This window comes from Desulfallas thermosapovorans DSM 6562 (assembly GCF_008124625.1).
Classification (GTDB): Bacteria; Bacillota; Desulfotomaculia; order Desulfotomaculales; family Desulfallaceae; genus Sporotomaculum; species Sporotomaculum thermosapovorans.
This window is the reverse complement of sequence record NZ_VNHM01000010.1, coordinates 99,044-111,767: the sequence shown is the minus strand read 5'-3', so window position 1 is coordinate 111,767 and position 12,724 is coordinate 99,044. Positions and strand designations below refer to the sequence as shown.

Sequence of the window (12,724 nt, the reverse complement as noted above, 5' to 3'; positions counted from 1 at the left end):
CCCATGAAGCCGGGCATCTGGGCACCGCCGCCGATGGTACCGGCCAGGGTGGAGAAGGTCATACCGGACGGGGTCATGCCGCCATGCTCCCGGTTAACCACCATGAAGCCGTTGCACTCGGGCACCATGGCCAGGATACATTCGAAGCAGCCGCAGGAGGTCATCGGGTATTCCATGATGGTGTAGAAGTTAACAGCTTCAATGTTGCGTTGCGAGTTGTTATAGGTAAATTCGTTGAAGGACTTCCACTGGCCCTTGACATCGTCAATGACGCCTTCCTTGGGAATGGGCTGGTTAGCACCATGCGGGTTAATTTCATAAGCCGCCTTGGCATCCAGCCAGCTCACCGCGCCGCACAGGCCGACCCGCTCGGGGGCGATGACGCACACGTGGGTGGGCGCAAAGCTCTGGCACAGGGTGCAGGAATAGAAGGTGTCCACTTTCTCATCCCGCAGTTCCTTGAGGCGGTCGTCACGCCTCTTGTAGTATTCCCGTGCTACTTCCCGCATTTCCAGTACTTTTTGTTCATCACTGTAGATTGTTACAGCAATCCGGTCTACGATAGAGGAGAATTCGGACTTGAATTTGGCGTACAGTATTTCACCGATATGCTTGAGGCGGAAGCCCTTGGCATAGGCATCTTTACTGATTCGTACCCACATAATATCCCGCTGGGCTACGTGCCACAAACCTTCGCCGTAGTTGGTGAAGTAGTGAATGCGGCGCTCCAACACGGGTTCAAAGTCTTCCTGCATTTTGCGACCGTAAACGTCCACTACAATACCCAGGGGCATTCTGCCACCTTCGGCTACAGTATCGATATCCGGTCCCACCAGCTCAATTTTGCCGTCTTCGATGGTATCGTCACCCATACGTACCAGCTCGAAGCCGGGGGTTTTGGTGCCGCCGAATTCCACGTACATGTCTTTCTTGCGGATGGATTCGCCTTCAAAGGCGGGACCCACGGTGATGGGTACGTCGATATCCACAGTGGTAATTTTGATGCCCCGTACTTCAAGGCAGGTTTGGACGATTTTGTCGTAGTCGGGCTCGCTGATGAACCAGTCTTTAATTTGCTTGTCTTCGGGCAACTCCTGGTCGGTGATAACCGGGAAGCCCACGTTGATGGCACCCATGGCGGCTGCGGTTTTGACCATGTCATGCTCGCCCAGGTACAGGATGAAGGCCAGCACGCGGCGGCGCTGGTAATCGCGCTGGGCGTCATAGTCGCCGGGTTTGATACCGCCGAACATCATACCGGCCCGGAGGGCGTAGTTGGCGGCGTGTACCACCTGGGTGAAGTTGCCCAGCGGGTAAGCGATGTAGTCCACACCCAGCTTGACGCCTTCCTCCAGTAACTGCTCAATTATTTCATCGCATAAGAACAGCATTAGACCTTTGGCCATCAGGCTGTCCACTATTTTCTTGGCTGACTTGCTGTCCTTGGCCCGGCCCAGGATGACAGCTTCACCGGGAATGGTCCAGTCCACCATTTTGGTGCCGTACTGGCGCACCACGGGGTCACCGATGAATCCGGTCCAGGGAGCAACGTGCAGCGGGTTTTCCGGAGTATTCTTAATGTACCTGATTGCTTCGATGATATCGGCGGCGTACCAGGTTGCTTCGCCCCACTTGCGGGCGTTGGCAAAGGTTTTCTCTTCTTTGACGGCATTACGCATCCGGTTCAATACCGGTACCATATCGCCCAGGGTCTTGATTTCTTCACCGCTCAGGCAGCGGATGACCGGCAGGTAGTAAGCTGTATCGGGATATCCCACGGGATGGTCCTTGCCGTAGGTACGGATAGCCTGATTTAACAAAATCTCAGCGTAGCTAAGGGCGGTAATGGTGCCCTCATAAGCTTCCTTGAACAGCTTCTTGGGCTCCTTGCCCGGTTCTATGGCGCCTTCAAAAATTTGATCAAAGTTGATCTGTTCAGACATGCGTTATCCTCCTTTCAACCACGGGTATTAATAATTCTGGCAGAGGGCGGTTTCAAGATCTTCCGCGACATTCTTGTGAACGCCCAGTTTCCAGGTGCGGTATTCCAGCGCGCTGAGCAACTTCTTGGCTGCTTCAGCGGGATCCATTTCAAAGATAAAGTAACCGCCGTATACGTCACCGGCAACTTGAGTGGTGATGCTGTAAATCAAGTCGCTGCCTTCCAGCGGAGGCATGGCACCGACGTGTACGGGTGCACCCATAGCTACATACCAACATCCGATAGCAACCGCTTTACCGCTCATAGCTTCAGGAGCAGTGGCCACAAACGGCACCTTCGGTGTGTCTACGCCCATTTCATTGGCCATAGCCATTAAAAGGTCGGAGCAGCGGGTGTTGTCAACACAAGAACCCATGTGGAAAATGGGGGGTAACGCAGTGCTGAGATTGGCGTTTTCGCTGATCCGGGCCAGGAATTTCTTAAGCCCTTCACCAGCATACTCATCTACTGCCGCGGGGTCTAAGAGACCCAACTTGGCACAGGCTTGCATAGCACAACCGGTACCTATGACAAATACGTCATTCTTAATCATTTCTTTGGCAATGGTTATATGAGTGTCATCCTGCAGGCGCTTGACGTTGTTGCAACCGGCCATTAAGCAAACACCCTTCAACTCGCCGCTTTGAATTGCATCTGTAAGCACCTTGATCGGGTTGTCGGGGTTGACGGAAGCAAAAATATCATAAAGAGCTTCCAAGCTAAAACCTGCAACAACTTTATTCTTAACATCCGGAATATGCACTCTTGCAGGATCTCTTAGTTTAAAGGCTTCGATGGCCATCCTGATGGCTGTTTTAGCATCCTCAAGAGCAGTGGGCGCATTAAAGTCGAGGTGTGCTGCGCCAGGAATTTTAACCAGCGGAGAAGTGGTAATCAGTACAGTGTGGAAGCACTCGGCGGCAGTACGCAGCGAAGGCATAATGCACTGCACGTCCACTACCATGCCGTCAATGGCTCCGGTGGCAATGGCATACTCTTGGGAAGAGAAAGATGTCACAATAGGCACGCCTTGGCGCATCAGCACTTCATTACCGGTGCAGCAAATGCCCATGCACTTGATACCTTTAGCGCCGGCTGCTTTTGCTTCGTCTTCCATTTCGCGGGCGGCCTGAACAATAATTTCACTTAAAATGGGGTTATGGCCATGTAGTACAATATTGACTTTATCGGGTTCAATAACGCCCAGGTTGGCTTCGCTGACCACCGGTTTCGGTGTGCCAAAAATAACGTCGGCCAAATCTGTACCTACGTGCATACCTACATAGTCAGACAGGGCAACTCTCAGGGCACTGAAGATTAAGTTAACCGGGTCATTGTCCATACCAACGTGGGCTTGGGTTACCAGGTTGGAGATAGTATTATATACTCCACTGGGCATAATGTTATGGGTACGGAATTTTTCCAAACGACCATTTGTTACAGTGGTTTTTACCCAGGTTGACTCGCCAAAACCATCAAGCCGGCTATAATCCTGCAGAGCTGCTTCCGCCACTTCTTTGGCAATTTGATTGATTTCCTTGCCCTCTGTTTCAATACCTATACGCTTGGCCACTGCGTTTAACTTGGCAGGATCTTTGACGCTGTAATCAGGTGCATGCCCTTCAGCAATTTCCAGTAGGGTTTTGGCCATATGGCTGGCGTGCTCACTGTGGGAAGCTGCACCGGTAAGGAGCATCAGGCCGGTGCTTCTGGCAGCGATGGTCCAGGCGCTGGCACCACAAATACCACGGCTGGCCGGACCTTCATCGGCTTTAATCCGGCAGGGGCCCATCATGCAAAAACGGCAGCAAATCCCTTTATACCCGAATTGGCACTGAGGTTGCTGGGCTACGAAACGATCAAAGGCAGTTATCATGCCATTTTCTTTAGCTATATCGATCATTTCCAATACGCCCGGGTCGATGGAGCGCTTGATGCTCTTCGGGTCAACCACTCTGGGTGCACCCGAAGGCCTGCTTGTATGGCTTGGATCTCTAAACCTTGGCATTACTTTAACCTCCTTAATAAAAGCTAATCAATTAACTTATATGGTTCCAGCCGAAGAAACTCCCCCCAGAACTTTCGGCTGACCCCACTGATTGGCAATTATGAATAATTTTAATGTTTATTTACCACCTGCCTCTCCAGAAATTTTAAGGCAAACCTGCTGCATCTCCGCCAATAATTCTCCCCCTATTTCGATGGCTTGAGAAGGTTCCATGGAGTTTGCCAAAATAGATTCGGAAAATTTTATAAAACCCAGGATGTTGTTATCCGGGAAACTCGACTTGATAAACTCTTTTTCTTTATCTGTACGGATCTTATTGGCTATAATACCCACCTTTTCAATGCCCAGGTCTCTAGCCATTCTTTGTACGTTTCTTGCAGTATTTACGCTGTTGCGGCTTGGTTCCACCACAACCAACATCATGTCAACTCCACGGGCTGTACCCCTGCTTAGGTGTTCTATGCCCGCACCCATATCCATAATTACGGTATCTTTTTGATCAAGCAGAAGTGATGTTACCAGTGCATGTAAAAAGGTGTTCTCCCGGCAGTAACATTCAGACCCGCCTTTTTTCGGGTCGCCCATACGCAAAAATCTGATGTTACCGAACTTATAGCTGTACTCATCCAAGAAATCATCCAACTTGGGGTTAAGGTTGTAAAATGCACCGTCGCCTGTTTTTTTGCGGATAGCGTCCCGCATTTCCACTACTGGTTTGATTTTGGCTGCTTCCTCCTCAGGTATGCCGATACCCGCAGCAAGGCAGGCATCCGGGTCGGCATCGATGGCGTACACAGTGCCTCCGTTTTGGGCAAATATTTTAGCCAGTGCCGCAGCAATGGTTGTTTTGCCGACACCACCCTTACCTGATATGGACAGTTTCATTACTACCACCCCTGCTTTGTTTTGATAAAAAATATTTATGCATGTCCATTATCAAAGATTTTAGATACCAACTTAATCAATTTCAACAACGGTAAGTAATCTCCTGCCATGTACGAATAAATAAATCCACTTTGCTGTTATTGGTACTTTAAATAGTTTTATTTTTTCAAAATAACTTGAGTTACATTTCGACAAGTATTCTGAAAAATCCTTCTCCTATAGGGATAAAAAATGAACGTATGGTTATTAGCTTACTGTTAAGTTTAAGGAAATATAAGGTACTTTTTGCGTAACCACCTGTACAGAAATACATAGCCGGTTAATAAAAGGATAACTATAACGGCCCCCGCAAACTTTAATATCTTGATCTGTATTAACAGCCGGTGTGTGGTACTGTCCTTTTCTGAAATAATTCTGTGTATGTTTTCCCTTTCCTTCTTGATCTCAGCTTTTTGTGATTCAATTGACTGGTATTCTTTTTGGATCACACTTATCTGTTCATTATAATACTGGCACTCCTTTTGTAAATCGCCGATTCTTTTTTTCAGATCGCCCGTTAATATCTGACTGTTTGTTACTGGCAGGCTTTCGTATAGAATATGCCCGGGCATTTCGGCAGGTGGGGTGATACCGTGTATTTTACATATAGTGGGTGCAATATCCAGCTGACAACAATAGAAATAACTTTCCGGCTTACCAATGTTGCTATTGTAAATAATTAACGGGGGCGTCTCGCCATTGCCGGTAATTATTATTGTTGAGCTTGATAGTCTATCATTTTTTATGAGATGGTTCAGCACTCTTCCCACTTGATTATCAGCCAAAGACCATGGTTGAAAGCGGGAGGAATTGTTTAATTTATCCGGAATGCTGGTATCGTTCAGGAATATGGCTGTGAATTGATAGGAATTGTCGTTTAATTTATCCAGCAACTTGTCCACGGCCAGTTGATCATTTTTTTCCGATATTAATTCCAGATTGCTTCCCCTGGCCTGTGAAACAGTAATTGCACCGGTGCCATCCACTGCCAGGCAATTAATATCGTTATTTGCTAATATTTTGGTTAACAAGAACCGGTTGTCCAGAGGTACCAGAACATCTGTATTGGTGGTTGGTGTGCTTTGGGCCACGTGGCTGTAGCTTACACCTTCACTTTTCAGCTTTTTGATATTGGGCAGTCCGGGACCATCAATATCTGTGTAATTTAAACCCTGCACATAAAATAAAAATGTGTATTTTTTGGGGTTGTTGGTTTCTTTGTTGGTGGTTACGTCTGCGGCTGCTGCTTGGTGAAACACACTACCGGAAATGAAAGTAAAAATGCATACCAGTAAGGCCCATAAAATATTTTTAAGCATAAAAAAACCCCCTTAACTATTTACACAATATACTTATAGTAGGGGATGTCCATTATTTATGCCTTTGACCTATCGTTGTTTTTCGAGTTATAAATCCTTTAATTTGTTAATGTCTATTTGCTAAGAAAACATGCGACAAAAATTTTATTTTGACCGGTTAGAAAAAGTTCTGCCGGTTACTGCCTTTGCAAGATTATGTGACCTGTACATAACGGTTCTTTGGTTATTGTTTGCGAGATATGAATAATAAACCGGGTTGGCGGTTATAATTTAAATACTCCGCTTTGGTGAGTTCTATCTCTCCCCGTCCGGCTTTAATGCCGGACTTTTTTTTAAAAAAATAAAAAATAACTCCGGTATCTAACCGGAGTTATTTTTGGTGCGGCAGAGAGGACTTGAACCTCCACAGGCGTAGCGCCTATAAGAACCTGAATCTTACGCGTCTGCCAATTCCGCCACTGCCGCATATAAATATTTTGTTTATTTTTATCTTACCTTTGCAGGGCTGTTATAGTCTTTGTCGCCCGCGCAAGAATTATATTAACATAGTTTAAGTAAAGTGTCAACAAAACTTTTAAATATTTTATAGATATTAAAAAGCTGTTTCCGATCGAAACCGAAAGCAGCTTTTTAATATTTTAATTAAGCAGCATTGTTGACTTTGGAAATTGCTCCACTGGGACATGCTCTGAAGCATTTTCCGCAACGGGTGCAGTTGTCAAGATTAATGGCGTAGTTTACGGTATCGTCAATGTAAATGCCGTTGAACTTGCATTCCACCTCGCATGCCGCACAAGCCATACATTTGGTGGCGTCTAGGACATAGTTGAATTTAAACTTTTTCTTTTCGGCCATCTTTATATCCCCCTTCCCTTGTCTTAACTTAAATAATGCATTATCAGAAAAGTTCTACATTACAAAAATGAAATCCTGCTATTTTTAATACATAATATCAAAAAAAAAATTTATGCTATATATGTAGTAGATAAAGTTATAAATAAATATTCTGGAGGTGTGGAAAAATGCCCAAAAGAGTTGCAGGTATTTTGGCAAAAAATACAACAGGTTATCGACCGGTTTGGGATATGGGTAGAGCGGCCGGTGTAAAGAAAAGGCAAAGGATCACGGGAATAAACAGGCCCAGTACCTAATAATCAGTATTATTGTGGGGTAGTGGTGTGGCCTCTTCTTTAAGCTCTCTAAGGGGTTCCATGGTGTAAGAAAATAAATATAAAATAAATACACTTAAGGGTACAGGATAATGTCCTGTACCCTTTTCTGGCTGGGGCGGCTGGATTCGAACCAACGAATGACGAGTCCAAAGCCCGTTGCCTTACCACTTGGCTACGCCCCATTATGGTGGAGGGGGCAGGATTCGAACCTGCGAAGGCGTCGCCGGCAGATTTACAGTCTGCTCCCTTTGGCCACTCGGGAACCCCTCCGTGTCATTGGGGACATGCTTTGCAAAGAGGCTTGTCCCCTTTCTTATTCGGGACATATCTTTTGGAAAAAGATGAGCCCCGCTTTGCTATTGGTGACCCCACCGGGATTCGAACCCGGGTTACCGCCGTGAAAGGGCGGTGTCTTAGGCCTCTTGACCATGGGGCCTTGTTAAATGGTCGGGATGGAGGGATTTGAACCCCCGGCCTCTTGCTCCCAAGGCAAGCGCGCTAGCCAAACTGCGCTACATCCCGACTTTCTCAACGCAAAGATTATTTTACTTTAAAAAGAGGGTAATGTCAATGTATTGATAAAAATATTTCTTGCATAGCTCTGGACAGTTGCATTGCATTGCGGCATTCCAATACCAGTGAGCAACAGGGTGCGTAACTTTCCATGATGCAATCATTGATGGACCAATGATCACGGGGTAAGGGATTAAGCCAAATTGTTTTGCGGCACCGTGCGGTGATACAGCTTAAATATTCCTTACCGTCCGGTTGCCAGTTATTTCGGGCATCACCCATTATAATCAGTATAGTTTGCGGGGTTAATGTATATATAAAGTCTTTTGCAAATTGTTCCCATACCTGTCCGTAATTGCTAAAGCCGGTGCGGGATATCCGGGCTTCTCTGAGAATTATTCTGGCTGCGATATTCCATGCTGTGGAAATGGATCCGGCCATGTTGGTCACATCGGCGATATGATCAACAAAGGCATAGGACTTTAATTTCGAGAACCTGTGTTGCAGGCTTACCAGTAGTTGTAAAAAAAACAAGCTGTATGGTGCCATTGAACCGGAAAGATCGCACATTACTGTTATACGGGGTTTGCCCGGCACAGGCTTCATTTTTTTCAGCACCACGGGTATCCCCCCCCGGGCCGCCGCTTGGCGTATGGTGCGGCGCATGTCCACGATTCCGGTGGGTGCGGGCTTTTTTCGGTATCCTTTGTGGGCGGCCAGCCGATTTCCAATAGCAGTAATAATTTTATTTATTTCGGCTAATTGCTCAGCATCAGCTTTAGCCAGATCAAGTTGTTGCAAGTTGGTTGGCCCGGGAGATGTGTTTCTATTTTGGTATGCCTCCTGTGGAGATACTGGTTTATATTGCCGGCCTGAACGGTGAATACCGGGTTTAATGGCCTGACCATCGCAGGTTAAATCATTATTGTCATTGTTCCGATTATTAAAGGCTGTATTATACTCATAACCAGAGTTCAGGCCAGCACCGCTTTTACCGGCCCCGGAACCACCGGTTATACCGGCTTCGTTGATTAACATTATCTCATGTCGGATGCTGTTTTTTATATTATGCAGGCGGTGAATAAAATCTTCATCACTCAACTGGGGCGGGTTGGTCAGTACTTTTTCGGCATCGATTGGCGGGGGAATTATTAGATGGTTGTCTTTTGATGTGTTTTGCAAGTAATCATTGATGACAGCTTTAAGGGAATCGACAGATAGTTTATCCTTGGCAAGGGTACATTGTGCCGCCGTTAAGGCATCGCCTCCGTACAGTTCAATTATTTGTAGAGCACGGCAAAAATCCAGGATTTCCCCGGGTGAAATGCGCAGACCGGCCCCCCGTAGAAGATTTACCAAATTAATTATACTGGCGTGCATTTTCAAACACCTCAAACTTATGTGTCACTCATGGGCATACTTAAACTATTATTTCAGTCTCACACTCACCCTCAGAGGGCATATTCGAGTACTTTATGCATAAATTCAATCATTTGACTGTGAATACGGCGTATAAAGTCCAGAGACTCATCTTCCCGGTTAATTTTTACGCTTGCGCTGATTACCAGGGTTAGTTTTTTAATATCATATATCGCGGTGAAGTAATCACATTTTATTGAAAACAAATGAAAGTCCGGTTCTTTAATAAAGGATAGTTTGCCAACCAGTTGTTCCGAAGGCAGCAGGACGTTAACCGCTTTGTGCTGTATTTTTAATTCCTTAAAGCCCAGTAAATCGTGCAGTTGCTTTAATAAATCGGTACTTAATACTTGTGGATCGGTTATGGCAATGCTGCAGAATATTTCGCGCCGTTCAGCATTTTGTACAAAATTAATATGCCCTGCCTTACCGAGGTCCACCATATAAGAATCAGTTTTCTGCCGGTAAATGACCGGGGCGGGTTGCTGGTTGACAAATTCGGCCCAACCGGAACCGGGTACGGTTTGCTGAGCCTGGATAACCGGACCGGTTACCTGCGGTGTGATTGGTGGCTTTGTAAACCCGTGACACAACGGCATGAGCACTTCACTAATAGATACTTGTTCGATGCAAGCCCGGCAGTTATACTGGCTATCCCTGAAATGTGGGTTATATTTTATGCGGGCTGTGATAATACCGCCCTGGACGGCTAGATCGGCATGTGCAACCACTGCCACATCCCGGGAGCGCCATTCCACCAGTCTGACCCCCAAAAGTTCGCCACGCTCCATATCCAGGTGACTTAATTCGTGCAAATGGGGCAGTATGCGGGTTGGCTCCAAACTTTTGGCCGTGACGATAATTTTTGCATCGGAAACCGGTTCATAGAACTGGCCGGCGGCATTGATCGGCTTTACAGAAAACAAAAGCGGCACAACGCGTTCCGCCCAGGCCGGAGAAGTGACGTTAAACAGCAGGTAATTGGCGTTAATATGTAGAACAAGTCCGGGAACTGTTATCTTATCACCCGTGGCCTGCAATTGGGGCTCGGTGGACAGCAGTGTTAATACCGTGTTCTTTTTATCCAACTGCTTGGTGAAAATTTCTATCAGCATAATTTACCTCCGTGCTACTATCACCGCCTGATACAAAATTATTTTATCATTTGAGGAGTAGGTATGAATAGGGTCGATGATTTTTTTAACAGTATTGAAAGTGTCATGGATGGATTGCTTAAGCAGCAATATATAGTTGACAGAAAGATTGCCACCGCAGTTTTTCTGGCCGGGCGTCTGGAAAAGCCGCTGCTTATAGAGGGTCCGGCCGGGGTGGGTAAAACCGGGCTGGCCGGTGCAATAGCAACAGCCAGGCAAACGGAACTGGTAAGGCTGCAGTGTTATCCCGGGCTGGATGAAAGTAAAACCCTTTACGAGTGGAACTACCAAAAGCAATTGTTATATATCCAAATGCATGGCAGCGACGTCGATATCTTTTCCTCCGAATTTTTGTTGGAAAGGCCACTGCTTAAAGCCTTCCGGGCACCCAAACCGGTGGTTTTGCTGGTTGACGAAATAGATAAAAGTGAGGAAGAATTGGAAAGCTTTCTGCTTGAAGCTTTATCCGAATTTCAGGTCAGTATACCGGAGTTGGGTATACTGACGGCGATGCATAAGCCATACGTTGTGATTACCAGCAACAGCACCCGGGAACTGGGGGATGCCCTTAAACGCAGGTGCTTGTATCTTTACCTGGCATATCCTGATGCCGCCCGGGAACAAGCTATTTTAAGTTTAAAGGTGCCGGGCCTTTCAGGGTTTCTGGCCAAACAAATTGTTGCCTTTGTGCAGCAGTTGCGGAAGATGAAACTTAAAAAGGCACCCAGCATAACTGAAACCATAGACTGGGCCAGGACATTGTTGCTATTGGGCCGGGACAGTTTGGAAGAGCAACTGGTTCGGCATACATTAAATGTATTGTTGAAATACGAAGAAGATATCAGAGAGGCAGAGCGAAAATCAGGCGGCATTTTATTGTCCCTGGCGGCGGATTCCGGGCCGGTTGCAGGTGCCTTTGCAGAAGACGACAACCAACCGAAGGTGGACCGGGCCGGCATCGATCAAAAGCAACAACACGGGCCGGACCCGGCAGATGATCCAGTGCTGGCCAGGTTTGACTTTTAAAACTGGTATGTGAAAACCCGATTGGGGGTTTTATTGAACGCTAATTCTAATAAGAACCTTGCGTTGACGGGGGCCGTCAAATTCACAAAAAAATATTCTTTGCCAGTTACCCAGCAGTATTTCTCCACCGGACACCAGCACGGTTTTTTCGGTACCGGCAAGAAAAGCTTTTATATGGGCGTCCGAATTTCCTTCCAGGTGGGTATACCCACCGTCGTCCGGCACCAGTTTGTTTAAATGCATCAATATATCATGTATAACACTGGGATCATGGCCTTCATTAATGGTTACACCGGCGGTGGTATGAGGCACATAAATATGACATACTCCTTCAGATATCCCGCTTTCTTTTATAAGATGGGTAATGTCGCGGGTCAGATCGATAAATTGTTCTTTTTTACCGGTATTAATTCTTAAAGTATGCAAATTGGTCATGGTTTTCATCCCCCTTAAATAAATAACCTGCCGTTTAAGGGCAGGTTTATTAATTGCTAGTCCGGATCATAAATATAACCTCGTAAAATGGCTTATCCCTTTATTTAACTTATAGTTACAAACTTTGGGCTGCTCTAAAGCCAAGGTTAAAGGTTAGTACTTCCAGTTTTACGGACAAGTCCACATTACGTATTTCAATTTCATCCGGTACGTTTAGTCCCACCGGGGCAAAGTTTAAAATTGCCTGTACGCCATTTTTTACCATCATATCGGCCACTTCCTGGGCGGCACTGGTGGGAACGGCTATTACCCCAATGCGTATGTTTTCCTTTTGAGCTGTTTCGGGGAACTGTGTCAGTGGCTGTACCACCAGGTTGCCTATTCTTTTGCCTATCCGTTCAGTATCTTTATCAAATACACCTACAATATTGAAACCACGCACATTGAATCCCCGGTAGGTGCACAGTGCAAAACCCAGGTTGCCGGCACCCACGATAGCCAACGCCCATTCCTGGTCCAGACCAAGTATTTTTAATGTATACTTCAACAAGTCTTTGACATTATAACCTACGCCTCTGGTGCCAAATTCACCAAAGTAGGCCAAATCTTTGCGGACTTGGGCCGGACTAACTCCTACCCCTTCGGCTATCTCACCCGATGATACAGTAGTGATACCGTTTCTATCTAACCTTTCTAAGAATCTGGAGTATATTGAAAGCCTGGTTACTGTTGCTTCCGGTACCCGTAAAGTTTTCAATCATGTCACCTCCGCT

General features: G+C 46.3%; 11 protein-coding genes and 5 tRNA genes. 2 read left to right on the top strand and 14 right to left on the bottom strand.

What is annotated here, in order from left to right; all coding sequences use genetic code 11:
• From acsB to LX24_RS10040, 6 genes are all read right to left on the bottom strand, one after another.
• A partial coding sequence (gene acsB, locus LX24_RS10065; RefSeq protein ID WP_166512027.1) for an acetyl-CoA decarbonylase/synthase complex subunit alpha/beta occupies positions 1-1,943 on the bottom strand: 1,943 nt, incomplete at its 3' end.
• A gap of 27 nt (positions 1,944-1,970) precedes the next feature.
• Positions 1,971-3,989: an anaerobic carbon-monoxide dehydrogenase catalytic subunit gene (gene cooS / locus LX24_RS10060; protein WP_166512026.1), complete on the bottom strand. Its 2,019-nt coding sequence runs from the start codon at positions 3,987-3,989 to the stop codon at positions 1,971-1,973.
• Positions 3,990-4,106: 117 nt separating this feature from the next.
• Positions 4,107-4,874: an ATP-binding protein gene (locus tag LX24_RS10055; protein ID WP_166512025.1), complete on the bottom strand. Its 768-nt coding sequence runs from the start codon at positions 4,872-4,874 to the stop codon at positions 4,107-4,109.
• Positions 4,875-5,137: 263 nt separating this feature from the next.
• Complete coding sequence (locus LX24_RS10050) at positions 5,138-6,232, bottom strand: hypothetical protein (RefSeq protein ID WP_166512024.1); 1,095 nt, start codon at positions 6,230-6,232, stop codon at positions 5,138-5,140.
• Between the two features lie 377 nt (positions 6,233-6,609).
• Positions 6,610-6,697: transfer RNA gene (locus LX24_RS10045), tRNA-Leu, on the bottom strand.
• A 177-nt stretch (positions 6,698-6,874) separates the two neighbouring features.
• Complete coding sequence (locus tag LX24_RS10040; RefSeq protein ID WP_166512023.1) at positions 6,875-7,087, bottom strand: 4Fe-4S binding protein; 213 nt, start codon at positions 7,085-7,087, stop codon at positions 6,875-6,877.
• A gap of 167 nt (positions 7,088-7,254) precedes the next feature.
• Between LX24_RS10040 and LX24_RS15160 the strand changes: the two genes are divergently transcribed.
• On the top strand, positions 7,255-7,383 hold the full coding sequence (locus LX24_RS15160) for a hypothetical protein (protein WP_279233205.1): 129 nt from the start codon (positions 7,255-7,257) through the stop codon (positions 7,381-7,383).
• 128 nt (positions 7,384-7,511) lie between these two features.
• On the opposite strand, the gene LX24_RS10035 is transcribed toward LX24_RS15160, so the two are convergent.
• The 6 genes from LX24_RS10035 to LX24_RS10010 form a co-directional block, all read right to left on the bottom strand.
• Positions 7,512-7,586 (bottom strand) — tRNA-Gln (locus LX24_RS10035).
• A 3-nt stretch (positions 7,587-7,589) separates the two neighbouring features.
• Positions 7,590-7,674 (bottom strand) — tRNA-Tyr (locus LX24_RS10030).
• A 90-nt stretch (positions 7,675-7,764) separates the two neighbouring features.
• Positions 7,765-7,840 (bottom strand) — tRNA-Glu (locus tag LX24_RS10025).
• 8 nt (positions 7,841-7,848) lie between these two features.
• Positions 7,849-7,926, bottom strand: a tRNA-Pro gene (locus tag LX24_RS10020).
• A 45-nt stretch (positions 7,927-7,971) separates the two neighbouring features.
• On the bottom strand, positions 7,972-9,297 hold the full coding sequence (locus LX24_RS10015; protein ID WP_166512022.1) for a vWA domain-containing protein: 1,326 nt from the start codon (positions 9,295-9,297) through the stop codon (positions 7,972-7,974).
• 71 nt (positions 9,298-9,368) lie between these two features.
• Entirely contained in the window at positions 9,369-10,451 is a 1,083-nt protein-coding gene (locus tag LX24_RS10010; RefSeq protein WP_166512021.1) for a hypothetical protein, read from the bottom strand.
• Positions 10,452-10,514: 63 nt separating this feature from the next.
• Here LX24_RS10010 and LX24_RS10005 point away from each other — a divergent pair, with 63 nt between their 5' ends.
• Positions 10,515-11,516: an AAA family ATPase gene (locus LX24_RS10005; protein WP_166512020.1), complete on the top strand. Its 1,002-nt coding sequence runs from the start codon at positions 10,515-10,517 to the stop codon at positions 11,514-11,516.
• A gap of 30 nt (positions 11,517-11,546) precedes the next feature.
• Here LX24_RS10005 and LX24_RS10000 read toward each other — a convergent pair whose 3' ends face one another.
• Together LX24_RS10000 and LX24_RS09995 are read right to left on the bottom strand one after the other, a co-directional pair.
• Positions 11,547-11,951: a secondary thiamine-phosphate synthase enzyme YjbQ gene (locus LX24_RS10000; RefSeq protein ID WP_166512019.1), complete on the bottom strand. Its 405-nt coding sequence runs from the start codon at positions 11,949-11,951 to the stop codon at positions 11,547-11,549.
• A 115-nt stretch (positions 11,952-12,066) separates the two neighbouring features.
• Positions 12,067-12,708, bottom strand: coding sequence for a redox-sensing transcriptional repressor Rex (locus tag LX24_RS09995; RefSeq protein WP_166512018.1), 642 nt, complete (start codon positions 12,706-12,708; stop codon positions 12,067-12,069).
• Positions 12,709-12,724 lie beyond the last annotated feature (16 nt).